Source organism: Bacillus sp. EKM501B (assembly GCF_011800505.1).
In the GTDB taxonomy this organism is placed as follows: domain Bacteria; phylum Bacillota; class Bacilli; order Bacillales; family Bacillaceae_G; genus Bacillus_A; species Bacillus_A cereus.
In genome coordinates, this window is the sequence record NZ_JAALFZ010000003.1 from 326,080 (window position 1) to 351,072 (window position 24,993).

Consider the following 24,993-nt stretch of genomic DNA (forward strand, 5'->3'; position numbering starts at 1 on the left):
TTTTACACGCCATATAACTGTAGTTAGAATTATCGCATTTTATCGAAAATAAAGTTATAATGGTGGTAGAGAAATTTAGGGGGTCTGAACATGTTTCAAGTACAAAAAGAATTAGCAGGTCATGAAGCGGTAATTGTTGCTTTATTTGAAGAAGAGAAAATGAGTAGTTTTGTACAAGAACTGGACAAAGCGTTTGAAGGGCAATTACAAGTTTTACTAGAAGAGAAAGAATTATCTACGAAGAAAAAGGCCATTTCGAAAGTACATAGCTTAGGGAAAACAAATGTGAAACGTTATTACTTTGTTGGTTTAGGAAAGAAAGAATCTTACACGACAGAAACGTTACGTGCGGCTCTTGGTAAGGCGTTTAAAACACTGCAAGCAGCAAAAGTACGAGATGCAGCAATCTTACTTGATTCTTTCGTAACAGAGAAATTAGACGCGATTGATGTCGCTCATATTGCGGCAGAGGTACAAGGCCTTGGTACATATGAGTTACAAACGTATAAATCAGATAAAAAGGATCGTGTAGAGTTAGAGAAGTTCACGGCTATTACAGCGGAAGATGCACAAGAAATTGAAGCAGCATTAACAGTTGGCTACGTACATGGACGTGCAACAAATTCAGCTCGTACACTTGTAAATATGCCGCCAAACGTATTAACAGCGACAAAGCTTGCTGAGTATGCTGTTGAATTAGCGGAGAAATATGATATGGACTATAAAGTTCTTGAGAAAGAAGAGATGGAAGACCTTGGTATGGGTGCGTTACTTGCAGTAAACCAAGGTAGTGTAGAGCCACCAAAAATGATTGCTCTTATTTATAAAGGAAAAGAAGAGTGGACAGATGTCATTGGGTTCGTTGGAAAAGGTATTACATACGATACTGGTGGTTATTCTTTAAAACCACGTGAAGGCATGGTTGGTATGAAAGGTGATATGGGCGGTGCAGCTGCTGTATTAGGTGCGATGGAAATTATCGGTGAACTTCGCCCAGAACAAAATGTGATCGCTGTTATTCCTTCAACTGATAACGTTGTAAGTGGTACGGCATTTAAGCCAGACGATGTAATCACATCTATGAGCGGAAAAACAATTGAAGTATTAAATACGGATGCAGAAGGTCGTCTAGCTTTAGCTGACGGTATTACGTATGCGAAAAAACTTGGTGCAAACTACCTTGTTGATGTTGCAACATTAACAGGCGGTGTAATTGTTGCACTTGGAAACTATACGACAGGCGCAATGACAAATAATGAAGAGTTATTTGAGCAAGTGCTAGAGGCTTCTATGGAAACAGATGAGCCAATTTGGCAACTACCGATTTTTGATCGTGATAAAGAACGTGTGAGAAACAGTAAGTTTGCTGATTTAAATAACTCACCAGGCCGTGAAGGACATGCGGTTATGGCAGGTACATTCTTAGGCGAATTCGCTGAAGATACACCATGGGTACACTTAGATATCGCTGGAACATCAGAAACAAAAGGTGCGCACGACTTAGGTCCAGCTGGAGCAACTGGCGCAATGGTACGTACACTTGCAACACTTGTGGAGCGTTTTGGAGAAGAATAAGAGTATAAGTGAAGACTGTTCCGATATTTTGGAACAGTCTTCTTTTTTATAGGTTTGTTTATCCCACTATTTGCCGGGTAGTAAGACCCATAACTCAAAATTCAGCGAAAGGAAAGCAGTTAGGTCGGATTGCCGGTAAACGCTCGATTGGTGAGGGCTGATTAAAGTTTCACTTTATAAAGAAATCGTATACAAAACCCCATTTAAAGCAAAAGAAGTACGGCCCGTTTCTTCAGAGACAACTAATATAAGTGCATCACTCTTTTCAGATAAGCCAATTGCAGCTCTGTGACGTGTTCCTAGCTCAGGATCAACTTCTGTACTTTTCGTTAAAGGAAGAATATTAGCAGCTGAGACAATATGATTATTTTTTACGAGAACGGCACCGTCATGAAGAGGGTTACCTGGATAAAATATTGATTCGAGTAATGGCGCAGTTAAATGAGCGTTTAATGTCGTTCCAGTTTGAATGAGAGCTTCAAGCGTCTCGTTTCGTTCCACGACGATAAGAGCACCATGTTTTCTGGCGCTTAAATGTTGGATAGCTGTCGTAATAAAAGATGAACTTTCCGTATAAGGTGATAAATATGCCTGAATATAGTATGTAGCTGCCAATGTTTGTACATTTGCTAACATATGATGAATATCTTCCATTTTGCATAAAATACATTCGTCTTCTTTATCGATTGCGTTCCTCATAATCGATAGTTCTTTTTCAGCAATTTCAATCATTTGCTTTGTTTGTATTTTGAGCTCTTCTGACAAGCCCCATTCGTGCATAATCCTCATTCCCTTTAGTGGAGTATTTAACAATAGTGTATACAAATATTCCTAGTAAAATCCTGTTAGATTTTATAAAATATTGAGATACAGCATGTTTTTTTCATATAATAAAGGTATGACGAGCGAGAGGAGAGAGAAGAATGAATTGGAAACAAGAATTTAGTCGCTGGCTTTCTTACGCACAATTAGATGCAGAATTAAAAGAACAGCTAGAAAATATGAAGCAAGATGAGAAGAAAATCGAGGATAGCTTTTATAAAAATCTAGAGTTTGGCACAGGTGGTATGCGTGGTGAACTTGGTGCTGGTACGAACCGTTTAAATGTATATACAGTTCGTAAAGCAACAAAAGGATTAGCAAGCTTTATCGAAAAGTTAGGTGAGGAAGCGAAAAAACGCGGTGTTGTTGTAGCCTATGATTCTCGTCATAAATCACCTGAGTTTGCAATGGAAGTTGCTGCTACACTTGGTGCACGCGGTATCACAACATATGTGTTTGAAAGCTTACGTCCAACGCCAGTACTTTCTTTCGCAGTTCGTCATTTACATACAGTAAGTGGAATCGTTCTTACGGCAAGCCATAATCCACCTGAATATAACGGATACAAAGTATACGGTGAAGATGGTGGACAGTTACCTCCAAAAGAGGCAGATGAGTTAATTAGCTACGTAAATGCAGTAGAAGATGAATTAACAGTTGAAGTCGCTGATGTAGAGCAATTAAAAACTGACGGTTTATTACATATTATTGGACAAGAAGTAGATGATGCATATGCTACAGAATTGAACAATGTCATCATTAATAAAGAAATGGTGGAAAAGGTCGGTAAAGACTTAAAAATCGTCTTTACACCATTACACGGAACATCAAATATTTCTGTACGCCGTGGTTTAAAAGAAGTTGGATTTACAGATGTAACAGTTGTAAAAGAACAAGAGTTACCAGATCCAAACTTCTCTACAGTAAAATCACCGAACCCAGAGGAGCACGCAGCGTTTGAGTATGCAATTCGTGACGGTGAAAAGGTAGGCGCAGATGTATTAATCGCAACTGATCCTGACGCAGACCGTCTTGGTGTAGCAGTGCGTAATCATAATGGTGAGTTCCAAGTATTAACAGGAAACCAAACAGGTGCATTAATGCTTGATTACTTACTATCTCAAAAGAAAGAAAACGGAACGCTTCCAGAGAACGGTGTCGTATTAAAAACAATCGTAACGTCTGAAATTGGTCGTACAATTGCAAAAGCATACGGTTTAGATACAGTTGATACGCTAACTGGATTTAAATTTATCGGTGAGAAAATTAGACAGTATGAAGAAAGCGGACAATATGAATTCCAATTCGGTTATGAGGAAAGCTATGGTTATTTAATCCGCCCATTCTGCCGTGATAAAGATGCAGTACAATCTGTTCTATTTGCATGTGAAGTAGCTGCATACTACAAATCACAAGGGAAAACGTTATATGACGGTCTATTAGAAGTATTTGAGAAGTACGGCTTCTTCCGTGAAGACCTTGTATCGTTAACGTTAAAAGGAAAAGATGGAGCGGAAAAAATCCAAGAGATGATGGCAACGTTCCGTGAAAATCCTCCGAAAGAAGTGGCGGGCTTAACAGTCGTAGCAGTTGAAGACTATAAAGCGAGCGTTGTTACATCTTTACAAGATGGACATAAAGAAGAGATTCACTTACCGAAATCAAATGTGTTAAAATATCAATTAGAGGATGGTTCATGGTTCTGCCTACGTCCATCTGGAACTGAGCCGAAGATTAAGTTTTACTTTGGTGTGAAAGATAGTTCTTTACAAAATAGTGAACAAAAGTTACTTACTATTAAAGAAGACATTATGAATCGTTTATAATACAAAGTAATTTTAAGTAGTAAGGAACAAAAGGGAGCGAAATCTCCCTTTTGTTTTATGTAGGAAATGATTGCTATTGATTCCGACAGGAGAGAGGGTATTTTGTGATGAAAAAAGTAAGAAAAGCGATAATCCCAGCAGCTGGATTAGGAACACGTTTTTTACCAGCAACGAAAGCAATGCCGAAAGAAATGTTACCGATAGTAGATAAACCAACGATCCAATACATTGTAGAAGAAGCAGTGAAATCGGGAATCGAAGATATTATTATTGTTACTGGTAAAACAAAGCGCTCTATCGAAGATCATTTTGATAACGCATTTGAACTAGAACAAAACTTATTAGAGAAGAAAAAATATGAGTTGCTTGAAAAAGTACAAGCTTCTTCAAAAATGGTAGATATTCATTACATCCGTCAAAAAGAGCCGAAGGGACTAGGACATGCTGTTTGGTGTGCACGTAAATTCATTGGTGATGAGCCATTTGCAGTGTTACTAGGTGATGATATTGTCCAAGCTGAGAAACCGTGTTTACGTCAATTAATGGATGAGTATGAAAAAACACTTTCTTCTGTTATTGGTGTACAAACTGTTCCAGAGTCGGAAACACATCGCTATGGAATTATCGATCCATTAGAACAAGAAGGTCGTCGTTACCAAGTTCGCAATTTCGTTGAGAAACCAGCACAAGGTACAGCTCCTTCAAACTTAGCGATTATGGGGCGCTACATTTTAACGCCTGAAATCTTTATGTTCTTAGAACAGCAACATGTCGGTGCTGGTGGTGAAATTCAGTTAACAGATGCAATCCAAAGCTTAAATGAAATCCAACGTGTATTTGCCTACGATTTCGAAGGAAAGCGCTACGACGTAGGTGAAAAGCTAGGATTCGTTCAAACGACAATCGAAATGGCTCTGCAACACCCAGAATTACGTGATGACATGGTTGCGATGATGAAGAAAATTTTAGAAGAACAAGCGGATCAAGAGTCATAATAAAAAATGAGTTATTTCAGTATACTGAAATAACTCATTTTTTTATTATGAAATCGTCGAATGAGAATGCTGATAAGCAGAACGACGCACAGCATAATATATGCGAGGTGCGATAATAGCACCGATAATTGTAAATGCAATATCTTTTACTGCAAACCACATCATAATCATCCAAGCAGCTTTATAGCTCATATTACCGCCCATAAAGAGATTGACTGCCCCGTACATGTAAGTAGTACCGATTATATAAGTTAAAATAATTCCTGTGAAAGAGGCAATTGCAAATGTAATGAATGTTGGTCTTTCTTTTTGTTCTACTAGTTTTCCGGATACGTAAGCAACGATAATAAATGCGATAATAAAACCACCAGTAGGATCTAAAAGTGCTCCAAATCCAGCTTTGAAGTTAGCGAAGATTGGTGCGCCGGCTACGCCAACGAGCATATATACAGTCATGGATAAGGCACCAAGTCTACTTCCAAGAAGAAGACCTGCTAAAATTGCGAAAAATGGTTGCATAGATAATGGGATGCCTGCTACTTGAAGGAATGGTGCCCAAGATACAATATTTGCACCGATTGCCATAAGAGCAACGAACATGGCAGCTAATGCTAAATCTAAAACATGAAATCTCCTCATAATGTTAACCTCCTGTTGTTTTTAGGTTAACATTATCGTAGCGAAAATATTTACTTGTTGTCAATCAAAATATTTTGATAAGAAGGCTTTAAATAGTCTCTTAGCAACGTATATGGAATACGAAATTGCGGAATTCCACTTGAATAGGGAGCAATCTCATATAAAGGGAAATAAATGACGAGATTGTCTGGCTCTAAAAAGAAGTGGAATTTTTTCATACTCATTACTTTTTCAGTTGCATCAGGAAAATAAATGCTTTCATTTTGTTTAATTTGTCGTACAATCTCCGCACGGATTACATCTTTATATTTATCCTTTTGTTCAAATAAATCGTCTAAGTGCAGTACCTTTTTTTCGTTTAAATCGAATGTATTTGCCTTCCACGTATAAAGACCGTGTGCTCCGCCAGTATATTGATAGTAATTCACATATAGGCTAAGAAAAGGTGGTTTGTTTAAAGAGACTTTATAATCAACATTTGCTACGTACGGATGAAATGGTGTACTAGATCCTTCTGTCTCTTTATAATATTTTTTTGCTTCTTTTTCTAATTTGGTTTTAAATTTGTCAGTGGATTTTTTGTAGTATAAATTGAGTTTATTTTGAAATTTAGAGTCAGAAAATTCGTGAAAAGAAGGCCTGTTTATTTGATATTCTATATAAGGTTTCTTACCTTTTTGCGTTACAGTCTTAACATCGATTGTCAGGTTAGATGCTTTGGCTGTTATTGCACAATTTGGTACAATAGTCAGCAAGGAGAACATAAGCAGTAATATACAAAATTTCTGTTTCATTTAGGTGAAGCCTCCTTATATAAGTGTTATAAGTAGTTTGAAAATAAATAGGTAAAATTATACATTTAATTAAAGTAAGAGAAGGGGGAAGCGATATGGCAAAAACTTTAATGGATTCACTTGGAATTGAGTTGTTAGAGATGACAGAAGATAAGGTGGTTGCTACGATGCCTGTTGATGAGCGTACGCATCAGCCATTTGGATTTTTACATGGTGGTGCATCGGTTGCATTAGCAGAAACAGTGGCAAGTGTTGGTTCATATAATTTAATTGATCAAGAAAAATGTATTTGTTTCGGATTAGAAATTAATGCGAACCACATTCGCTCAAAGAAAGATGGAATTGTAACAGCGATTGGAACACCAATACATAGAGGACAATCGACAATGGTTTGGGATGTTCGCATTATTGATGAAAATGATGATTTACTATGTATATCAAGATGTACAGTAGCAATTAAAGAAAAACGTGAAAAATAAAAAAGAGGCGCTCTTATGAGCAGCCTCTTTTTCTTATAATTAGAACTGGATTTTCTTCTCTAAGAAACCTTTTAGTTCGCTAATTGGCATACGAACTTGTTCCATTGTGTCACGGTCACGTACTGTAACAGCTTTGTCTTCAACTGAGTCGAAGTCGTATGTGATACAGAATGGTGTACCGATTTCGTCTTGACGACGGTAACGTTTACCGATAGAACCAGTTTCATCAAAGTCTACCATGAAGTCTTTAGCTAATTCTGCGAATACTTCAGTAGCACCTTCAGATAGCTTTTTAGATAATGGTAAGATAGCTGCTTTGTATGGTGCTAAAGCAGGGTGGAAACGAAGAACTGTACGAGAATCGTTTTCTAATTGCTCTTCTTCATATGCATCACATAAGAATGCTAATGTTACGCGGTCTGCGCCTAAAGATGGCTCGATGCAGTATGGTACGTAACGCTCATTCGTTTGTGGATCGATATAGTTAAAGTCTTCGTTTGAGTGTTCCATGTGACGTTTTAAGTCGAAGTCTGTACGAGATGCAACGCCCCAAAGTTCGCCCCAACCGAATGGGAATTTGAATTCAATGTCAGTTGTTGCATTACTGTAGTGAGATAACTCTTCTTCACCGTGGTCACGAAGACGCATGCTCTCTTCAGACATACCAAGTGAAAGTAACCAGTTTTTACAAGTTTCACGCCAGAATGCGAACCACTCTAAATCTTCACCAGGCTTACAGAAGAATTCAAGTTCCATTTGTTCGAATTCACGTGTACGGAATGTGAAGTTACCAGGTGTGATTTCGTTACGGAAACTCTTACCGATTTGGCCGATACCAAATGGAAGCTTTTTACGCATAGAGCGTTGAACGTTTTTGAAGTTTACGAAAATACCCTGTGCTGTTTCAGGACGAAGGAAGATTTCGTTTGTGCTAGACTCTGTAACACCTTGGAATGTTTTGAACATTAAGTTGAACTGACGGATTTCAGTAAATTCTTCACTACCGCAATCAGGACATTTTACTTCATGTTCTTTCATTAAGTCAGCCATTTGGTCGAAAGTAAGACCGTCAACAACCATTTCGATGCCTTTTGCATCTAAAGCATCCTCAATTAATTTGTCAGCACGGTGACGAGCTTTACATTTTTTACAGTCGATCATTGGATCGTTGAAGTTACCAACGTGACCAGAAGCGATCCAAGTTTTAGGGTTCATTAAAATAGCTGCGTCTAAACCAACGTTGTGTGGAGATTCTTGAATGAATTTTTTCCACCAAGCTTTTTTAACGTTATTTTTTAATTCGATTCCAAGTGGACCGTAATCCCAAGTGTTTGCAAGACCACCGTAAATTTCAGAACCAGGGAAAACAAAACCGCGATGTTTCGCTAAGTTTACAACTTGTTCCATTGAATACATAAGAAAATCCTCCTTTTGAAAGTTAACGTATTGGCGATGACATACTCTGATACTTTGGAAACGGGCAGTATATGTTAAAAAGAACATAAAAAAACGCTCATCCCAAGGCTTATTTGCCTAGGGACGAGCGTTTGCCCGCGGTTCCACCCTAGTTGATACACAAAAGGTGCATCCACTTTATCATGTATTGCTCGAGACTGCCGTTTCCTTGCGTCTTCAGGCTTTCACTATCCCTGAATCGCTTTTTATGCAAGTACTTATAAGTCCGTCATCGCTACTTATATTAATAATAATGAACATATTCTAACACGTTCTTTTTTAAATCTCAATAGAGGAACGCGTCTATCTATGATAGAGTCTCGCCTATTTTTTCATTATTTATTCCGTAATTTTGCTTAATATGCTTAATTGCTTCACGCTTACTTAATGGAGCGAGCTCATTGTTTTGCACGTATTCCCAAACTACATCCTGATTTGTTTTTGCATATTCACGAAGGACCCAGCCAATTGCTTTTTGAATGAAAAATTCTTTTGAAGAATGTAGTTGTCCAATAATCCAGAAAAGAAGTTCTTCATCCATCTTTTGTTTATATTTGAGTTGGAATAAAATAGTGGCACGTTGTAACCAAATGTTATCTGATGCAATCCATTTTGGGATATAGGCAGAAATCAATTCTGGATGTTGTAAAAAGATATTACCTAAAAATGTAGGTACGATGCTATCGACAGTGTCCCACCAAGATTTTGTTACAATCAATTCTTCTAAGAAGGGGATATGTGTTTCGTTTATATGCTTTTTATATTTTTGCATAATATCAAGTGCAGCCGCTTGGAATTCACGTTCTGGTAAGTCCCAAAGTTCACGTACGATAATTTGGAAGTCTCTTTTATCTGGGAGAGTATGTATTTGAATGATGTCTTTTAATAATTGGCGTCTTTCCGGTGTTTGAATACCTAGAAATGGGAAGTGATTTTTCATATAACGAGCCATGGGTTCTGCTTTTTCAAGATTTTGATGAGCTGTAAAATGCTCTTGTAATGCTTTTACAAATGGATGCATACGTGTTTCTCCTCTCTTATTCTCTTTCTTCTCTTATTATACAAAGAGTTTGGATAAATTTTAAAACATAACTTGCAATGTAATGAAATATGTTGAAAGTAGAGAGGAGAGGATAAGATGGAGGATCAAGGCGTACTAGCAGGTTTCTTTGCTCTTAGTTTTGCGTTTATTCTTGTTATATTGATTTGGGCAATTATTTCATATTTGTTAACGGCTTTTGCACTTTATTCGATGGCGAAAAATGATGGTGCAACGGACGGGGTGCTTGCGTTTATTCCGTTTTTGAATAGTAAGACGTGGGGGGACTTAGCAAAAGATAAATTACCAGATTTTTTGAAAGAAGAAGCAGGGTGGAAAGTATTCGGCATATATGTTGCATGTTTCATTTTTAATTTCGTACCAATTATAAGTTTACTAGCAACAGCTGTATCGATTGTATTGTCCATTTATCTTATCTACGCTATTTTAGACAGATACGGAACGAACTCTATATTATTTACGATTATTCATGTAATCACATTTTCGGTGTTCTTACCGATTCACTTATTTATTATTCGAAATGAACCGGTGAGATATAAAGAGTAGATTTTTCATTTTTGTTGATAAGTAGCTATAAGTAAAAAAGCGCCCTGATTATCAGAGCGCTTTTTCTACTACATAAGGTAGCGTAAATAAATATAAATGTGAGAAATGATTAATGAAACGATCATAATTGGGAAACCGACTTTTAGGAAGTCCATGTAACTAAATTTATGTCCTTCGCGGCTCGCGATACCTGCAACGATTACGTTAGCAGAAGCTCCGATTAATGTTCCGTTTCCGCCCAGACAAGCACCTAGTGCTAATGCCCACCATAATACATCGATTTGTGCGTCAGATGGTGATAAGCCTAGCCCAACTGCCATATCGTTAATAAGTGGAATCATTGTTGCGACGAATGGGATGTTATCAATTGTTGCAGAGGCGATACCAGATACCCATAAAATAAGGATGGATGCGTAAGAAATATCTCCGCCTGTTATACCAATTACTTTTTGAGCTAACATTTTGATAAGACCGATATCGATAAGTCCTCCAACAAGTACGAATAACCCTGCGAAGAAGAAGATTGTTACCCACTCTACGCTTGCAAATACTTCTTCAATTTCATGCTCTTTCACACCAATTAACATAAGTACAGTAGCACCAGTTAAGGCGATAATAGCGGCATCGATATGGAAAATAGAATGAGTCATGAAACCTACAATCGTAAGTCCAAGTACCGTTAAAGATTTTTTCATTAATACTGGGTCTTTAATGTATTGTTTTTCATCTAAGCTCATTAATTTTTTAACTTGTACAGGATCGGCAATTAATTGTTTGCGATACATGAAGTAAAGTATTATCGCTGTAACTGCAATAATAATAATTACAATAGGTGCTAGATTCAATAGGAAAGCATTGAAGTCTAAATGCTTATTTGCAGAACCAATCATAATGTTAGGTGGATCACCAATTAATGTTGCTGTTCCTCCAATGTTTGAAAAAATAATTTCAGAAAGTAAATAAGGAACAGGATTTACTTGCAGTATGCGCGTAATAGATAAAGTAACTGGAACAACAAGAAGTACAGTTGTAACGTTATCTAAAAATGCGGAGCCAAGCGCGGTAAGTAAGGAAAGTGAAATTAAAATTTTAATTGGATTTCCTTGTGCCCCTTTTGCTGCTTTAATGGCAACGTATTGGAAGACACCTGATTTACTCGTAATGTTCACCAAAATCATCATACCGATGAGTAGCGTAATCGTTCCCCATTCAATATGTTTCGTAAAGGCGTTATGTAAATCGACGCCCCCCACAATTACCATGAGTGCTGCACCAAGAAGTGCGATGACAGCGCGATTAATTTTTTCAGAAATAATAATGGCATATGTAATTAAAAAGACTGCGATAGCAAAATAATACTGCCAGTTAGCGAGTTCTTGCGTTGTTTCGTGCAAAAATCTCATCTCCTTTCATTCACTTTTTCTTAGTGTGTCAAAAATGCTCTAGAAGAAACACACATAACGTCATTATAAAGTAGGAAAATGGCGGATGTAAATGAAAGGAGAGATTTTGTCATATTTTCTGCATAGGTCATTTTTTCTTATTTTTTAAAATATTTGTGGGCATTTGACATATATATAAGATACATCCAATCTGAATATTTAAAATGGAATTAGCATTCGAGCTTGTTCGTGTAGGAGTGTCAAATAGAAAGGAATGACAAAAATGATAAGGAAGGGATCGTATGGATGAACAACGATTTTTATTTTTAGACTTTGAGTTTACGATGCCCCAGCATAGAAAGAAACCGAAAGGATTTTTTCCAGAGATTATTGAGGTAGGACTCGTTTCAGTTGCTGGCTGTAAGGTAGAAGATACGTATTCATCACATGTTAGGCCGAAAACATTTCCCTCTTTAACGGATCGATGTAAGAAGTTTTTAGGAATAAAACAAGAAGTCGTGGATAAAGGGATTTCATTTCCTGAACTCGTTAAGAAGCTTTCAGAATACGAAACGAAATGTAAACCGACAATTGTAACGTGGGGAAATATGGATATGAAAGTGCTGAAGCATAATTGTGAAATGGCAGGGATAGCTTTTCCATTCTTCGGACAGTGTCGTGATTTATCGCTTGAGTATAAGAAGTTTTTTGGAGAAAGAAATCAAACAGGATTATGGAAAGCAATTGAGGCGTATGGAAAAGTAGGGACAGGGAAGCATCATTGTGCGCTTGATGATGCAATGACGACGTACAACATTTTTAAACTAGTAGAAAAAGATAAAGAGTATTTAGTAAAACCAGCACCTCCAACATTAGGAGAACTTGTTGATTTTTCAAAAGTGTTAAAGAAAGTGAGCACACAGTAACGACCAAATTGCACATTATGTAATTTGGTCGTTTTGTTTTTTAGAGTTTGTAGTCTTTCTTTAACTGTTCTAATGTTTCTAGACTACGCTCTGCAAAAGGTGAATCATCTTCAGAAAATGAATTCATTTGAGTTTCTAATGCTAATTTTAGTGAATCTGTATAATCCGGAATTTCTCCTTCATATTTCTTCACCATTTGTTCTGGAATGTTCGTTTGCTCACGAAAAGCTAAAGCACGTCTTTCGTGGAAAAATGGTACGTCAGCTTGTTTTACGTTATGTAAGTCACCTTGCACCGGATGTTTTAAAACAGCTAATACTTTTACGACGTAACTGCCAGGGCGGCTATTTGTAACCTCGCCAATGTATTTTCCTGTTTTATAAATACCAGTAACGATTTCACCAATTTCAAATGTTTCTCTCATATTTTTCACCTCAAGTTTATAGTAAGGAAAGTGAGGGAAGGAGTCAAAGAAATCCTTCGTTTTCAGAACGCCCCTTGAGAATATGGGTAGGTTGCACTATAATTTAAAATGATATAACAGAAAATTCTGATGTTTTATAAATCCTATAATAAGGAGTGTTCTATATGATGCCTTTATATTTTCCGGAAGATAAAACAGAATATATTATTCCGGGGATTGTTTGCGTTCTATTTATTATCGGTGCTATTGCCACGTGGCGCATGTTTATTCGTATATCAAAAAGAGAAGCAGACCGATTACAGAAAGTTGAAGAAAAACTATTAGCTGAAAAGAAACAGTAACTCATTTTTGTATGTTTCCTTCTATGCTCGGACAATCTAAGGGCAGAATATATTTTGGAGGGAATAAAATGAAAAAACGGCTTTTTTTCAGTTGTTGTTTACTATTTCTGATGGCAGGTTGTGACCAAGGAAAGCCGAAAGAAATTGACGTGAAATTACATAATGCTTCAGGTGATGAAGTGGGGACTGCGAAAGTAACTCAGCAAACAAGCGGAGTGAAAATTAAGATTAAAGGGGAAGGTTTCACGCCAGGCCCGCACGGCATACATGTGCACGAAATTGGTGAGTGTAAAGCACCACGATTTGAATCATCTGGGAATCATTTTAATCCTGATAATAAAAAGCATGGACTCCTTAATCCGAAGGGTGCAGAAAACGGTGATTTACCGAACGTAGTTGCAGATGGTTCTGGAAAGATTAAAGCAGAAATCGATGCACCTCACATTACACTTGAAGAAGGGAAAACGACGATTCATAGAAAAGATGGAGCGTCTATTATTATTACAGAAAACCCTGATGATGGTATGACTCAACCGACAGGTAAATCAGGGGATCGAATTGCTTGTGGCGTAATTGTAAAAAAAGCATCGGATATGAAGAAAAAGTAAAAGCTACCGTGAATGGTAGCTTTCTTTGTGAAATGTAATTGAAAATATATCAGCGATTATTGGAATATATCGACTGTAACTCAAATTATATCGGCGATTATTGGAATATATCGACCGTAACTTGAAATATATCAGCGATTATTGAAATATATCGACTTACCGACAAAATATGATAAAGGAGTCTGCCCAAGAATGATTAGGGGCAGACTCCTTTCTTATTATGAAAACGTATGACGCAGTCTGTTTAAAATTTCTTCTAAAACAGATCGTGGACAGCCGATGTTAATTCGAATATGTTCTTCGCCACCTAACCCGTATTTCTCACCAGGTTCAACGATGATTTTTCCTTTTTCCTCAAGTAGTGCGGTACGCTCGTTTTGAGAAAGCTTTAGACGAGAACAATCAATCCATAATAAAAAGCTACCTTCTGGCTTCGTTACGGAAAGAGCAGGTATGTGAGTTTTAATATATTCACAAGCAAATTGAGCATTATCTTCTATATATAATCGAATTTCGTTTAGCCAATCATTACATTCTGTATAGGCGCTTTGCATCGCTGTATAAGCGAAGATATTTAACCCGTGGAAGCCTTGTCTATACTGGATAGCTGTAAAGGCATGACGGAGCTTTTCGTTTGGAATGATAATGATCGACGCTTGTAATCCAGCGATATTAAATGTTTTACTTGGAGCCATGCAAGTGATAGTGCGCTCTGCTAATTCTTCAGATAAGGAAGCGAACGGTGTATGTGTATGGTCTGCATAAATGATATCGGAATGAATTTCATCCGCCACAACGATTACGTCATATTTAGTACATAACGATCCGAGCTGCACAAGTTCCTCTTTCGTCCAAACGCGTCCGATTGGGTTATGAGGGCTACAAAGAAGCATGAGTTTGATGCCTTGCTGAAACTGCTTTTCTAAATGCTTGAAGTCTATCACATATGTATCATTTTGTTTCTGTAATGGACTCACGCATAACTGCCTGTTGTTTGTTGTGACCATTTCAAAAAATGGAGGATAAATAGGTGGTTGTACGAGAACAGATTCGTTTTCTTTGGTGAAAGCCTGTATGCTCGTACTAAGAGCTGGAACGATTCCGGCGCTAAAGACAATCCATTCTTTTTGAATATCCCAGTTGTATTGTTGTTTTGTCCAGTTACAAATAATATCTCCAATATTTTCGGGAGGAAGTGTATAGCCAAAAATCGGATGTTCGATTCGTTGTTTTAAGGCAGTTTGAATTGGTTTTGGTACTTCAAAATCCATATCAGCAATCCAAGCATGGATAAGTTCTTCGTTTTTATATGTATCCCATTTTATACTATGCGTTCCACGTCGATTGATTGCTTTATGAAATAGTTGCATAAGTTTGCTCCCTTCTTCTGTAAAACCAATAAGTTATGAAAGTTCTCTCTCTTCTTATAGAATAGCTGATGTGATAGGATAAAGAAAAGTATTAAAAAGTGAAAAGGCGGGAAGCGAATGGGTACATATGAAAAGATGATAGAGGTTGTGAAGAATTGGGATCCGTTTCAAATGGGACCGGAGTTTTATGAAACAGAAGCGAGCGATGTTGTGAGCGTCATAAGTGTGTTTGACGATCCAAAATATATCGCAAAGAAGATTCAACATATATACTTTATGTCTTTTGAGGAAGTACCTGCGCTTGAAAAATGTGAGAAATTAGCTGTGGAATTACTTGTAATAAAAGAAGGCGGAAGCTGTTCATTATAGGCTGTCGGGATTTCCGACAGCCTTTTTTATATTATCCCGCTATTTGCTGGGTAGTAAGACCTTCACCTCAAAATTTAGCGGAAGCAAAGAAGTTAGGTGGAGGCTGATTAAAGTTTCATTTTATTGCGCGGAAAAAGCGATAATTTCTTCATAAACATGTTCAGGCTTTTCTTCAGGTAGTAAATGTCCTGTATTTTCGTAAGAAATAAATTTTGAATTCGGTAAATCTTTGTGTAGACGATGACCTACATGTACAGGGACGACGCGGTCTTTTTCACCCCAAATGAGTAGGATAGGTGTTTCGATTTTTTGTAATTCAGTTGAAGATAAGTCACCTTCACGGTCTCGTATCATGCGAGTTAAAGCGGGAAATATACGGTCGTCATAAAAAGGAGCGGAGTAACCTTTTTTCATTTCATCGTCAATTAATGAGTGATCATGAACGACATTCATTAAGTTATGAACAATGCCGCGCCTTATAATCCAGTTCTTTACGTATAAATGAAAGAACGGTAAATAAGAAGAGTATAGTAAAGGTAAGGTTGCGCGCGCTAAATAGCTCGAGCTACATAGTAAAATCGTCTTTGAAATGAGTTCAGGACGTATACGGTTTACATAGAGAGAAATTTGCCCACCCATAGAATGCCCAACTAATACAATGTTTGAGAGAGATAAATGTTCAATTAAATCAATAATAATCGTTGCTAAATTGTGATAAGAATACTTAAACAGATGAGACTTATCACTTTTTCCGAACGGTGGCAAATCAAGAGCAATGACTGTTCCTTCCTTCGATAGTAAAGGAATTAGACGGCGGTAACTGAATGAGGAAGATAAAAAGCCGTGAACGAGTATGAAAGTAGGACGTTCTGTTTTATTATCATGTTCATACAATTCGTAATGAACAGTAGTGCCGCGAGTGGAAAAAGTGAAATAAGGACAAGTATATTTATGATTCATTTTTTGTCACTCCATTGATTTTTGTTCATATCATCTCCAAGGAAGAAGAAAATATGTTAACAAAAAAAGGCAAGATGACGATGTCATCTTGCCTTTCGTTTATTCAGTATTACCCGCGAACAATATTAGGCGGTGTTTTTCCTTGTAACCCTGCAACTAAATTTTCAGCGGCGGTCATGGCCATTTGCTGACGAGTTTTTAATGTTGCAGATCCGATATGTGGTAAAGTCACAACATTTTGTAATGATAAGAGTGGATTATCTTTTTGAATCGGCTCTTGTGTAAATGTATCGATACCTGCTGCAAAGATTTTCTTTTCTGTTAAAGCATGGATTAACGCTTTTTCATCTACTGTTTTGCCGCGAGAAGCATTAATGAAGATTGCTGTGTCTTTCATTAATGAAAATTCCTTTTCTCCAATAAGGTGATATGTTTCATCTGTTAATGGAGTAAGAAGAACAATAAAGTCAGACTGATTCAGTAGCGTCTGTAAATCACAATATGTAGCATCGAATTTTTGTTCAGCTTCTTCTTTACGACGGCGGTTATAGTAAAGAACATTCATATCAAATCCGAATTTTGCTCGTTTTGCAACGGCTTCTCCAATTCGGCCCATACCGATAATACCAATTGTGCTATGGTGTACATCTAGTCCGAAGTGTTCTTTTCCGATTTCAGCGTTCCATTCACCATTTTTCACGTAAGAATCGAGTTCGCAAACGCGGCGCCCAGCTGATAGCATAAGGGCGAAAACGAGATCAGCTACTGTATCATCTAATACGTATGGTGTATTTGTTCCGATAACATTTCGGTTTTTCATCGCTTGTAAATCAAAATTATCGTAACCGACAGAAATGTTGCTCACTACTTTTAAGTTAGGAGCTACTGTCAGTAATTCTTCATTAATAGCAGATCCGAAATTTAATAACCCATCTTTATCTTGTATTTTCTCTAATAGAATATCACGAGGTACTTTCTCATTTTGATCCCATTTTTCATAATCACAGTGTTCTGATAAATAGTTTTCTACAAATGTTGGAACTGGTTCAGCAATATAAACTTTTGGTTTCACGGTTCCATCCCCTTTCGCTTTATCCCGCATTTTTCCGCTGATTAAAGTTTCACTTTATTTTGACATAATTCAATAGAAAAATCTTCTTTTCAAACTTGAAAGGGTATTTGTATAATTTAGACACAAACGAAAAGGAAGGATGATTTATATGGTGACAGAAAAAGAATTAGAATTATTAGCTTGTCTTGAAAAGAGTAGTCGATTATCTGTAGATACATTAGCGAAGCTGTTAAATATAGAAGTAGAAGAAGTAAAGAAGATGGTTGCGAGATTAGAAAATGAACAGATTATTGTGGATTATGTAACACATATTGATTGGACGAAAGTGAAAGAACATACAGGTTTAACGGCAATGATCGATGTGAAAGTTACGCCAAAGCACGGCGTTGGATTTGATGCGGTTGCTGAGCAAATTTATCGTTATTCAGAAGTGAAATCCGTTTATTTAATGTCAGGGACATATGATCTTTCTATTACATTAGAAGGGAAAACGATGGGGGAAGTAGCGATGTTTGTTTCTGAGAAATTAGCAACAATTGAATCTGTCGTTTCTACAACTACTCATTTCATTTTGAAGAAGTATAAACATGAGGGTGTTATTTATGAAAAAGACGATGATGATAAGCGAATTGTGGTGACACCATGAAGCAATTTGAACTATCTAGATCAGCAGAATCTTTAAAACCATCTGGTATTCGAAAATTTTTTGATTTAGCAGCAAATATGAAAGGTGTTATTTCCCTCGGGGTAGGAGAGCCAGATTTTGTTACCCCTTGGAATGTAAGGCAAGCATGTATTCGTTCTTTGCAACAAGGGTATACGTCATATACAGCAAATGCAGGATTATTAGAGCTCCGTCAAGAAATAGCAAAGTATCTAAAAAAACAATTTGCAGTATCTTATGACCCAAGTGATGAAATCATTGTTACAGTTGGAGCGAGCCAGGCGTTAGATGTAGCGATGCGCGCCATTATAAATCCTGATGATGAAGTGCTCATTATTGAACCAAGCTTCGTTTCTTATGCACCACTTGTGACATTAGCTGGAGGAGTTCCAGTTCCTGTGGCGACTACTTTAGAAAATGAGTTTAAAGTACTACCAGAACAAATTGAAGCAGCTATTACAGCGAAAACAAAGGCGATTTTGCTTTGTTCACCAAATAACCCGACAGGTGCAATGCTAAATAAATCCGAGCTTGAAGAAATAGCAGTGATTGTTGAGAAGTACAATCTAATTGTATTATCTGATGAAATTTATGCAGAGCTTGTATACGACGAAGTATATACAAGTTTCGCGAGTATTAAAAATATGCGTGAGCATACGATTTTAATTTCGGGATTTTCAAAAGGGTTTGCGATGACAGGATGGCGTCTCGGTATGATTGCAGCTCCTGTTCAATTTTCAGAATTAATGCTCAAAATCCATCAGTATTCAATGATGTGTGCACCGACGATGTCTCAGTTTGCAGCACTTGAGGCGTTACGGGCAGGGAAAGATGAAGTGATTCGAATGAGAGATAGTTATAAGAAGCGTCGTAACTTCATGACGAAATCTTTCAATGAAATGGGTTTAACGTGTCATGTGCCAGGCGGAGCATTTTATGTTTTCCCTTCTATATCTTCAACAGGATTATCTTCAGCGGAATTTGCAGAACAGTTATTGCTGGAAGAAAAAGTGGCTGTTGTCCCTGGTAGCGTATTTGGCGAAAGTGGTGAAGGTTTTATTCGTTGTTCTTATGCAACATCGCTTGAACAACTTATGGAAGCAATGAAGAGAATGGAACGGTTTGTAGAGAATAAAAAAAGGACAAAACGTAATACGTTTTGTCCATAAAAGGGGGGGAATACTAGAAAGCCATGTGTTAGTATTCTATCCCAATATTGGATAATTATACTTCTTTAAGGGAAATTTTTCATGAATTTTGAATGAGTTCTGTCATAGTGGTATAATTTACTAATATAAGGTATACGCATTCTAGATAACGTTATCTAGAATGCGTACTAACCAATCGGATATTTAAAATAAATATATCTGCTTTGCTCTCTATAATTGTAGAGAGAATGGTAAACGTATGGGAGTGTTTCATATGTCAGAACAATATACAACAGGAGTGGTTGTAACAGGGAAAGTGACTGGAATTCAAGATTACGGTGCGTTTGTAGCGTTAGATGCAGAAACACAAGGGCTTGTGCATATATCTGAAATTACAAATGGATATGTAAAGGATATTCATGACTTTTTAAAGGTCGGCGATACAGTAGAAGTAAAGGTACTTTCAATTGATGAAGAGCACAGAAAAATGAGTTTATCGTTAAAAGCGGCGAAAAGAAAACAAGGAAGGATTCTTATACCGAACCCATCTGAAAACGGATTTAATACGCTGCGAGAAAAGTTGGCAGAATGGATTGAAGAGTCCGAGTTAACAAAGTAAAAGAGGAACGCATATGAGCGTTCCTCTTTTACTTTATCTTATGATATATATTTGCAAATATGATTGCATGCAATCATATTCGTATGTCGGAGGTGAAAGGACATACTGATTATCGAATTTCGTTTGTTTCTGGGTGCGTACCAAGATTTTCAGATGGTTTAAACAGTAAACCAAGGTTGATAAGCCCAGATATACCAACGATGCCGTAAATAATACGTGCAAGAGCTGAATTTTGTCCACCGAAAATGGCTGCTACTAAGTCAAACTGGAAAAACCCGATTAGTCCCCAGTTCACAGCGCCAATTACAGTAAAGACTAATGCGATACGTTGTAAAGTACTCATGAAAAAGCCCCCCTTAATTGTGAAGCATGAGCAAGCGATGAGTTAATTAACTCTTTTATAGAATGGGGTAGTTATGTTGTTTTTATACATAAAAAATGTTTGAAAGAAGATGTATATACATCTATACCGAAAAATGCGAATTTTTATGCAAAAAATGAACTTTTTCTAAAAAATATATATTGGTTACGTTTACAATGTTTGAATCGCTTGATTTACAACTTCAGTTTCGCTAAAGTGAATACAGAAATACATATCCATAATTGGAGGGAAAAAGATGAGTACACATGTAACGTTCGACTATTCTAAAGCGTTATCCTTCATCGGTGAACATGAAATCACTTATTTACGTGATGCAGTGAAAGTAACACATCACGCAATCCACGAAAAAACTGGAGCTGGGAACGATTTCCTTGGGTGGGTAGACCTTCCGCTTCAATATGACAAAGAAGAATTTGCTCGCATTCAAAAATGCGCAGAAAAAATTAAAAATGACTCTGACATTTTACTTGTTGTAGGTATCGGTGGTTCTTACTTAGGAGCACGTGCAGCAATCGAAATGTTAAACCATTCTTTCTACAATACGCTTTCTAAAGAACAACGTAAAACTCCACAAGTGCTATTTGTTGGACAAAACATTAGCTCCACTTACATGAAAGATTTAATGGACGTATTAGAAGGTAAAGACTTCTCTATTAACGTTATTTCCAAATCAGGTACAACAACAGAGCCAGCACTAGCATTCCGTATCTTCCGTAAGTTATTAGAAGAAAAGTATGGAAAAGAAGAAGCTCGCAAACGTATTTATGCAACTACAGATAAAGCGCGTGGTGCATTAAAAACATTAGCTGATAACGAAGGTTACGAAACATTTGTTATTCCAGATGATGTTGGAGGTCGTTTCTCTGTATTAACGCCAGTTGGTTTATTACCAATCGCAGTAAGTGGCTTAAATATTGAAGAGATGATGAAAGGTGCAGCTGCTGGTCGTGATGACTTCGGAACATCAGAACTAGAAGAAAATCCAGCTTACCAATATGCAGTAGTTCGTAACGCTTTATACAATAAAGGAAAAACAATTGAAATGCTTGTTAACTATGAACCAGCACTTCAATACTTCGCTGAGTGGTGGAAACAGTTATTTGGTGAAAGTGAAGGAAAAGATCAAAAAGGTATTTTCCCATCTTCAGCAAACTTCTCAACTGATTTACACTCATTAGGTCAATACGTTCAAGAAGGTCGTCGTGACTTATTTGAAACAGTTCTTAAAGTAGGTAAATCTACACATGAACTAACAATCGAATCAGAAGAAAACGATTTAGACGGATTAAACTACCTTGCTGGTGAAACTGTAGACTTCGTAAACACAAAAGCATACGAAGGTACATTACTTGCACATAGCGACGGGGGAGTACCAAACTTAATCGTCAATATTCCTGAATTAAATGAGTACACATTCGGTTACCTTGTATACTTCTTCGAAAAAGCATGTGCGATGAGCGGCTACTTATTAGGCGTGAATCCATTTGACCAACCTGGAGTAGAAGCATATAAGAAAAACATGTTTGCTTTACTTGGTAAACCAGGATTTGAAGAATTAAAAGCAGAATTAGAAGAGCGTTTAAAATAATAAAAAGCGACCGGAATCCGGTCGCTTTTTATTATTTTATCGAAAAGTCCATCAGTATATTCAAACTAAAGTGGGTATGCTAAAGGAAAAGTCTAGGAGGGATGGGCTTGATTCCGATTCAATCAAATTTAGAAGGACGTACATATGCGTTATATAAGTTAGAAGAGATTATGAAACCACTTGGATATAGCATTGGTGGTAATTGGGATTATGATAAAGGATGCTTCGATTACAAAATCGATGAAGAAGATGGGTATCAATTTTTACGAGTTCCATTTACAGCCATTGATGGAGAACTAGATGTACCAGGCGTAATAGTTCGTCTTGGAACGCCGTATATTCTTTCGCACGTATATCAAGACGAACTAGATGATAATGTGAATACTTTAACAGCTGGAACAAGTGGAATGGATCAATTTGCTGAGCCGAAAGATCCAGATGGAGATGTGAAAAGAAAATATATCAATATTGGGAAAGTGCTCATGCAAGAATTAGAGCGTCATTTTACTAATGGTGAATAACAATGAGTATGTCGCTTTCAATGAGAACAAAGGAATGAACTGGATTAATCATATATTGTTCGTCGCGCTTTATACCTAGTAAGAGAATGTTTTGCTTTAAAAGAGTATAGCTACAATTGGCAAAAGTTTGTCCGGTGCAGGACGATGGAAGCTCCATCAGTTGTAATTTATTATCAGAGATTTCGTCGTAAAGTGAAAATAGTACACCTGAAATGGAAGGGAATAAAAGAGAAGCGGTAAATACATAGCTCGTTAATTTATTTCCTTCTATAATTTCTGACACGCCAGCTCTTGTTGCATTTTGTATTTGTTCAGAAGTAAGAAGTTCAGCGATGCAGTGAATGTTTGGGTTGAGCCCTTTTGCAGTTAAAATATTTAAAATGGACTGTGTATCCGCTAAGCTTTCGTTTTTTTCTTTATCAGCTGTTATTAATATGGTGTGTGCCGTTGCAATATTAGCCTTTAATAAAGTTTGATCGTGATGCGGACAACCTTTTATAAATTCTAAATGATGAAATGGTTTTGGGAGTAAAGAAAGTGTTTCATCAATTAAAACGATATCAAGGTTTGGTTGTAATACGTGCATTTGCTTTACAACATGTTTTGCGCGCTCATTCCAGCCAACGATAATCATATGACCGTTAGAAGTAGCGGCTTCTTCACCTTTAATTTTCATATATTGTTTATTAATCATTTCAGTAGCAAACAGCACCATATAATAAGAACAAAAGCCAGTTCCTAATAAAATAATACTTATACCTATTAGTTTTCCTATCGTCGTATGGGGAGCAAAGTCGCCATATCCAACTGTAAAAATGGTAACGATTGACCACCAAATTCCGTCAAACCATGTAGTGAAATGAAAAGGTTCTAATCTATGTATAAGAAAACCGGAAAAAGCAGTCAGTACAATAATAAAACAAATTAAACGAAAAATAATGGAATCACGAAATGTATCTACTAAATTCGGACGGGATTTCAATTGCCTATTCCTCCTTACTTTGTAGGACTACATTCATTGTTGCCATTATAGAAAAAAGAAAAACTCTCTAATTAAAGAGAGTTTGTTTTACGTTACATACTTTCCACTTCAGTTTGTTGGACACTTTCAAGATGCTGGAGAGCATAGTAAACATCAGCGGTATGTCTTTTTTGATCAATGGACAGTTTAAGATGTAAATAGTGAGAACCGTTTTCTAATGTTTTAAGCTTCATATTCTTAACTTTTATATCCATTTCTTTTATTTCTTCAATTACGATTGGGATATTGTCCATATTTCGTACAACAAGTTTCACAGCGATATCACGTTGACGAAATGATCTAGGGCCTACATATTTCATTGCGAGTGGTATAAGTTCGACACTAATCATAAGGAAACACATTCCGAATATCGCTTCAATATAGAATCCGGCCCCAACAGCAATACCAATACCAGAAGCACCCCAGATCATAGCGGCAGTCGTGAGCCCTGCAATGCTATCGTTGCCTCTTCTTAAAATTACGCCAGCACCTAAAAAACCAATTCCTGATACAATTTGAGCGGCAAGTCGAAGTGGATCCATATTCATATGATCGGTATGTGGTAAGTTATAAGCTGCTTTAATAGAAACAATCGTTAGGAGGCAACTAATAATAGAAATAACTAAACACGTTTTTAAACCAAGTGGTTTCCGTTTTAATTCGCGTTCTAAACCAATGGCAAATCCTAAAATAGCCGAGAGACCTAGTTTGATTAATAAATCGGTATAGTCCATATATATTCCTCCTTGTATGATATGCTATATGAATAAAACGCTTATTATAGAAAGAAACGTCTTTTGATAGAGTAACTTTATATAAAATATATGTAGGAATTGCTCATACATGAAAGAGATATTTCGTTTAAGTATATGATATAAAAAAAGAAATGTGGGCAGTTTTAAAAAAAGTTTATAAAAGGTGTTGCATTTCATTTTTCACCATGATATATTAATAACCGTCGCTGATGCGGAAACGCAGAAAACGACAAAAAAGAAATTGAAAAACTTAGTTGACATCGAAAAACGAAGATGTTAACATAAGGAAGTCGCAAATGAGCGACCAAGTAGTTCTTTGAAAACTGAACGAAACAAACAACGTGAAACGTCAATTTTTATTTTAGATGCTAGACAAACTAACTTTATTGGAGAGTTTGATCCTGGCTCAGGATGAACGCTGGCGGCGTGCCTAATACATGCAAGTCGAGCGAATGAATTAAGAGCTTGCTCTTATGAAGTTAGCGGCGGACGGGTGAGTAACACGTGGGTAACCTGCCCATAAGACTGGGATAACTCCGGGAAACCGGGGCTAATACCGGATAACATTTTGAACTGCATGGTTCGAAATTGAAAGGCGGCTTCGGCTGTCACTTATGGATGGACCCGCGTCGCATTAGCTAGTTGGTGAGGT

At 37.0% G+C, this 24,993-nt stretch carries 27 protein-coding genes and 1 rRNA gene; 15 read left to right on the forward strand and 13 right to left on the reverse strand.

All coding sequences use genetic code 11. From position 1 onward, the window contains the following. The first annotated feature begins 90 nt into the window (after window positions 1-90). Window positions 91-1,575: a cytosol aminopeptidase gene (gene pepA, locus HFD78_RS10750; protein WP_000487949.1), complete on the forward strand. Its 1,485-nt coding sequence runs from the start codon at window positions 91-93 to the stop codon at window positions 1,573-1,575. A gap of 174 nt (window positions 1,576-1,749) precedes the next feature. Here the strand turns inward: pepA and cdaS are convergent, their stop codons facing one another. Continuing rightward, window positions 1,750-2,355 carry a sporulation-specific diadenylate cyclase CdaS gene (cdaS, locus tag HFD78_RS10755; protein ID WP_000545253.1) on the reverse strand — a complete coding sequence of 202 codons (606 nt, stop codon included), beginning with the start codon at window positions 2,353-2,355 and terminating at the stop codon, window positions 1,750-1,752. A 143-nt stretch (window positions 2,356-2,498) separates the two neighbouring features. Between cdaS and HFD78_RS10760 the strand changes: the two genes are divergently transcribed. Further along, window positions 2,499-4,223, forward strand: a complete 1,725-nt coding sequence (locus HFD78_RS10760; RefSeq protein WP_001104224.1) for a phospho-sugar mutase — start codon at window positions 2,499-2,501, stop codon at window positions 4,221-4,223. Window positions 4,224-4,330: 107 nt separating this feature from the next. Then, window positions 4,331-5,218: a UTP--glucose-1-phosphate uridylyltransferase GalU gene (gene galU, locus HFD78_RS10765; RefSeq protein WP_033668372.1), complete on the forward strand. Its 888-nt coding sequence runs from the start codon at window positions 4,331-4,333 to the stop codon at window positions 5,216-5,218. Window positions 5,219-5,263: 45 nt separating this feature from the next. On the opposite strand, the gene HFD78_RS10770 is transcribed toward galU, so the two are convergent. Continuing rightward, complete coding sequence (locus HFD78_RS10770) at window positions 5,264-5,857, reverse strand: biotin transporter BioY (RefSeq protein WP_001252163.1); 594 nt, start codon at window positions 5,855-5,857, stop codon at window positions 5,264-5,266. A 50-nt stretch (window positions 5,858-5,907) separates the two neighbouring features. Next, window positions 5,908-6,651 carry a DUF3298 and DUF4163 domain-containing protein gene (locus HFD78_RS10775; protein ID WP_000810318.1) on the reverse strand — a complete coding sequence of 248 codons (744 nt, stop codon included), beginning with the start codon at window positions 6,649-6,651 and terminating at the stop codon, window positions 5,908-5,910. Between the two features lie 95 nt (window positions 6,652-6,746). Between HFD78_RS10775 and HFD78_RS10780 the strand changes: the two genes are divergently transcribed. Further along, window positions 6,747-7,130 carry a hotdog fold thioesterase gene (locus HFD78_RS10780; RefSeq protein WP_001140612.1) on the forward strand — a complete coding sequence of 128 codons (384 nt, stop codon included), beginning with the start codon at window positions 6,747-6,749 and terminating at the stop codon, window positions 7,128-7,130. Between the two features lie 39 nt (window positions 7,131-7,169). Here the strand turns inward: HFD78_RS10780 and HFD78_RS10785 are convergent, their stop codons facing one another. Together HFD78_RS10785 and HFD78_RS10790 are read right to left on the reverse strand one after the other, a co-directional pair. Further along, window positions 7,170-8,546, reverse strand: a complete 1,377-nt coding sequence (locus HFD78_RS10785; protein ID WP_000287147.1) for a glycine--tRNA ligase — start codon at window positions 8,544-8,546, stop codon at window positions 7,170-7,172. Between the two features lie 346 nt (window positions 8,547-8,892). Further along, a complete protein-coding gene (locus tag HFD78_RS10790; RefSeq protein WP_000553303.1) occupies window positions 8,893-9,606 on the reverse strand; it encodes a DNA alkylation repair protein in 714 nt (237 codons plus the stop codon). 117 nt (window positions 9,607-9,723) lie between these two features. Here HFD78_RS10790 and HFD78_RS10795 point away from each other — a divergent pair, with 117 nt between their 5' ends. After that, on the forward strand, window positions 9,724-10,191 hold the full coding sequence (locus HFD78_RS10795; RefSeq protein ID WP_000390061.1) for a hypothetical protein: 468 nt from the start codon (window positions 9,724-9,726) through the stop codon (window positions 10,189-10,191). A 68-nt stretch (window positions 10,192-10,259) separates the two neighbouring features. Here HFD78_RS10795 and HFD78_RS10800 read toward each other — a convergent pair whose 3' ends face one another. After that, window positions 10,260-11,585 (reverse strand): ArsB/NhaD family transporter, encoded by a 1,326-nt coding sequence (locus tag HFD78_RS10800; RefSeq protein WP_191968073.1) that lies wholly within the window; start codon window positions 11,583-11,585, stop codon window positions 10,260-10,262. A gap of 290 nt (window positions 11,586-11,875) precedes the next feature. Here HFD78_RS10800 and kapD point away from each other — a divergent pair, with 290 nt between their 5' ends. Beyond that, window positions 11,876-12,499: a 3'-5' exonuclease KapD gene (kapD, locus tag HFD78_RS10805; RefSeq protein ID WP_000344358.1), complete on the forward strand. Its 624-nt coding sequence runs from the start codon at window positions 11,876-11,878 to the stop codon at window positions 12,497-12,499. Between the two features lie 40 nt (window positions 12,500-12,539). On the opposite strand, the gene kapB is transcribed toward kapD, so the two are convergent. Then, entirely contained in the window at window positions 12,540-12,923 is a 384-nt protein-coding gene (gene kapB, locus HFD78_RS10810; RefSeq protein ID WP_001209340.1) for a kinase-associated lipoprotein KapB, read from the reverse strand. Between the two features lie 164 nt (window positions 12,924-13,087). On the opposite strand from kapB, the gene HFD78_RS10815 reads away from it, so the two are divergent. Further along, window positions 13,088-13,264: a hypothetical protein gene (locus HFD78_RS10815; RefSeq protein WP_000982755.1), complete on the forward strand. Its 177-nt coding sequence runs from the start codon at window positions 13,088-13,090 to the stop codon at window positions 13,262-13,264. A gap of 68 nt (window positions 13,265-13,332) precedes the next feature. After that, on the forward strand, window positions 13,333-13,872 hold the full coding sequence (gene sodC / locus HFD78_RS10820) for a superoxide dismutase [Cu-Zn] (protein ID WP_000746503.1): 540 nt from the start codon (window positions 13,333-13,335) through the stop codon (window positions 13,870-13,872). A 218-nt stretch (window positions 13,873-14,090) separates the two neighbouring features. Here the strand turns inward: sodC and HFD78_RS10825 are convergent, their stop codons facing one another. Further along, window positions 14,091-15,242, reverse strand: coding sequence for a MalY/PatB family protein (locus tag HFD78_RS10825; RefSeq protein ID WP_001175818.1), 1,152 nt, complete (start codon window positions 15,240-15,242; stop codon window positions 14,091-14,093). Window positions 15,243-15,359: 117 nt separating this feature from the next. Here HFD78_RS10825 and HFD78_RS10830 point away from each other — a divergent pair, with 117 nt between their 5' ends. Continuing rightward, window positions 15,360-15,611, forward strand: coding sequence for a YugE family protein (locus HFD78_RS10830; RefSeq protein WP_000537645.1), 252 nt, complete (start codon window positions 15,360-15,362; stop codon window positions 15,609-15,611). Between the two features lie 120 nt (window positions 15,612-15,731). Here HFD78_RS10830 and HFD78_RS10835 read toward each other — a convergent pair whose 3' ends face one another. Both HFD78_RS10835 and HFD78_RS10840 read right to left on the reverse strand, forming a co-directional pair. Continuing rightward, window positions 15,732-16,571: an alpha/beta fold hydrolase gene (locus HFD78_RS10835; RefSeq protein ID WP_001015858.1), complete on the reverse strand. Its 840-nt coding sequence runs from the start codon at window positions 16,569-16,571 to the stop codon at window positions 15,732-15,734. A gap of 109 nt (window positions 16,572-16,680) precedes the next feature. Further along, the gene (locus HFD78_RS10840; protein ID WP_002005894.1) at window positions 16,681-17,673 is read right to left on the reverse strand and encodes a 2-hydroxyacid dehydrogenase; all 993 of its coding nucleotides are present in this window, start codon (window positions 17,671-17,673) and stop codon (window positions 16,681-16,683) included. Between the two features lie 118 nt (window positions 17,674-17,791). On the opposite strand from HFD78_RS10840, the gene HFD78_RS10845 reads away from it, so the two are divergent. The 3 genes from HFD78_RS10845 (at window position 17,792) to yugI (ending at window position 20,074) form a co-directional block, all read left to right on the forward strand. Next, window positions 17,792-18,289, forward strand: a complete 498-nt coding sequence (locus HFD78_RS10845; RefSeq protein ID WP_000255698.1) for an Lrp/AsnC family transcriptional regulator — start codon at window positions 17,792-17,794, stop codon at window positions 18,287-18,289. Continuing rightward, on the forward strand, window positions 18,286-19,476 hold the full coding sequence (locus tag HFD78_RS10850; RefSeq protein WP_000808539.1) for an aminotransferase: 1,191 nt from the start codon (window positions 18,286-18,288) through the stop codon (window positions 19,474-19,476). Before HFD78_RS10845 ends, HFD78_RS10850 begins: the two co-directional genes overlap by 4 nt. A gap of 253 nt (window positions 19,477-19,729) precedes the next feature. Next, entirely contained in the window at window positions 19,730-20,074 is a 345-nt protein-coding gene (gene yugI, locus HFD78_RS10855; protein WP_000003764.1) for a S1 domain-containing post-transcriptional regulator GSP13, read from the forward strand. Window positions 20,075-20,183: 109 nt separating this feature from the next. On the opposite strand, the gene HFD78_RS10860 is transcribed toward yugI, so the two are convergent. Continuing rightward, the gene (locus tag HFD78_RS10860) at window positions 20,184-20,417 is read right to left on the reverse strand and encodes a DUF378 domain-containing protein (protein ID WP_000105788.1); all 234 of its coding nucleotides are present in this window, start codon (window positions 20,415-20,417) and stop codon (window positions 20,184-20,186) included. A gap of 274 nt (window positions 20,418-20,691) precedes the next feature. Here HFD78_RS10860 and HFD78_RS10865 point away from each other — a divergent pair, with 274 nt between their 5' ends. Together HFD78_RS10865 and HFD78_RS10870 are read left to right on the forward strand one after the other, a co-directional pair. Further along, window positions 20,692-22,044: a glucose-6-phosphate isomerase gene (locus HFD78_RS10865; RefSeq protein ID WP_000103658.1), complete on the forward strand. Its 1,353-nt coding sequence runs from the start codon at window positions 20,692-20,694 to the stop codon at window positions 22,042-22,044. A 107-nt stretch (window positions 22,045-22,151) separates the two neighbouring features. Then, on the forward strand, window positions 22,152-22,565 hold the full coding sequence (locus HFD78_RS10870; RefSeq protein ID WP_000612334.1) for a YugN-like family protein: 414 nt from the start codon (window positions 22,152-22,154) through the stop codon (window positions 22,563-22,565). On the opposite strand, the gene HFD78_RS10875 is transcribed toward HFD78_RS10870, so the two are convergent. Continuing rightward, entirely contained in the window at window positions 22,552-23,547 is a 996-nt protein-coding gene (locus HFD78_RS10875; protein WP_000842320.1) for a potassium channel family protein, read from the reverse strand. The genes HFD78_RS10870 and HFD78_RS10875 overlap by 14 nt on opposite strands. 92 nt (window positions 23,548-23,639) lie before the next feature. Further along, window positions 23,640-24,320, reverse strand: a complete 681-nt coding sequence (locus HFD78_RS10880) for an MgtC/SapB family protein (RefSeq protein WP_000386676.1) — start codon at window positions 24,318-24,320, stop codon at window positions 23,640-23,642. 404 nt (window positions 24,321-24,724) lie between these two features. On the opposite strand from HFD78_RS10880, the gene HFD78_RS10885 reads away from it, so the two are divergent. Next, window positions 24,725-24,993, forward strand: a 16S ribosomal RNA gene (locus tag HFD78_RS10885); the annotation flags it as partial.

Excerpts from the sequence above, each read along its gene's own strand:
- HFD78_RS10860 (WP_000105788.1), bottom strand. The coding sequence starts at position 20,417 with ATGAGTACTTTACAACGTATCGCATTAGTCTTTACTGTAATTGGCGCT.
- pepA (WP_000487949.1), top strand. The coding sequence starts at position 91 with ATGTTTCAAGTACAAAAAGAATTAGCAGGTCATGAAGCGGTAATTGTT.
- HFD78_RS10880 (WP_000386676.1), bottom strand. The coding sequence starts at position 24,320 with ATGGACTATACCGATTTATTAATCAAACTAGGTCTCTCGGCTATTTTA.
- HFD78_RS10775 (WP_000810318.1), bottom strand. The coding sequence starts at position 6,651 with ATGAAACAGAAATTTTGTATATTACTGCTTATGTTCTCCTTGCTGACT.
- cdaS (WP_000545253.1), bottom strand. The coding sequence starts at position 2,355 with ATGCACGAATGGGGCTTGTCAGAAGAGCTCAAAATACAAACAAAGCAA.
- HFD78_RS10825 (WP_001175818.1), bottom strand. The coding sequence starts at position 15,242 with ATGCAACTATTTCATAAAGCAATCAATCGACGTGGAACGCATAGTATA.
- HFD78_RS10850 (WP_000808539.1), top strand. The coding sequence starts at position 18,286 with ATGAAGCAATTTGAACTATCTAGATCAGCAGAATCTTTAAAACCATCT.
- HFD78_RS10865 (WP_000103658.1), top strand. The coding sequence starts at position 20,692 with ATGAGTACACATGTAACGTTCGACTATTCTAAAGCGTTATCCTTCATC.
- HFD78_RS10770 (WP_001252163.1), bottom strand. The coding sequence starts at position 5,857 with ATGAGGAGATTTCATGTTTTAGATTTAGCATTAGCTGCCATGTTCGTT.
- galU (WP_033668372.1), top strand. The coding sequence starts at position 4,331 with ATGAAAAAAGTAAGAAAAGCGATAATCCCAGCAGCTGGATTAGGAACA.
- HFD78_RS10785 (WP_000287147.1), bottom strand. The coding sequence starts at position 8,546 with ATGTATTCAATGGAACAAGTTGTAAACTTAGCGAAACATCGCGGTTTT.
- HFD78_RS10830 (WP_000537645.1), top strand. The coding sequence starts at position 15,360 with ATGGGTACATATGAAAAGATGATAGAGGTTGTGAAGAATTGGGATCCG.
- HFD78_RS10815 (WP_000982755.1), top strand. The coding sequence starts at position 13,088 with ATGATGCCTTTATATTTTCCGGAAGATAAAACAGAATATATTATTCCG.
- HFD78_RS10845 (WP_000255698.1), top strand. The coding sequence starts at position 17,792 with ATGGTGACAGAAAAAGAATTAGAATTATTAGCTTGTCTTGAAAAGAGT.
- yugI (WP_000003764.1), top strand. The coding sequence starts at position 19,730 with ATGTCAGAACAATATACAACAGGAGTGGTTGTAACAGGGAAAGTGACT.
- HFD78_RS10840 (WP_002005894.1), bottom strand. The coding sequence starts at position 17,673 with ATGCGGGATAAAGCGAAAGGGGATGGAACCGTGAAACCAAAAGTTTAT.
- kapB (WP_001209340.1), bottom strand. The coding sequence starts at position 12,923 with ATGAGAGAAACATTTGAAATTGGTGAAATCGTTACTGGTATTTATAAA.
- HFD78_RS10790 (WP_000553303.1), bottom strand. The coding sequence starts at position 9,606 with ATGCATCCATTTGTAAAAGCATTACAAGAGCATTTTACAGCTCATCAA.
- kapD (WP_000344358.1), top strand. The coding sequence starts at position 11,876 with ATGGATGAACAACGATTTTTATTTTTAGACTTTGAGTTTACGATGCCC.
- sodC (WP_000746503.1), top strand. The coding sequence starts at position 13,333 with ATGAAAAAACGGCTTTTTTTCAGTTGTTGTTTACTATTTCTGATGGCA.
- HFD78_RS10835 (WP_001015858.1), bottom strand. The coding sequence starts at position 16,571 with ATGAATCATAAATATACTTGTCCTTATTTCACTTTTTCCACTCGCGGC.
- HFD78_RS10760 (WP_001104224.1), top strand. The coding sequence starts at position 2,499 with ATGAATTGGAAACAAGAATTTAGTCGCTGGCTTTCTTACGCACAATTA.
- HFD78_RS10795 (WP_000390061.1), top strand. The coding sequence starts at position 9,724 with ATGGAGGATCAAGGCGTACTAGCAGGTTTCTTTGCTCTTAGTTTTGCG.
- HFD78_RS10780 (WP_001140612.1), top strand. The coding sequence starts at position 6,747 with ATGGCAAAAACTTTAATGGATTCACTTGGAATTGAGTTGTTAGAGATG.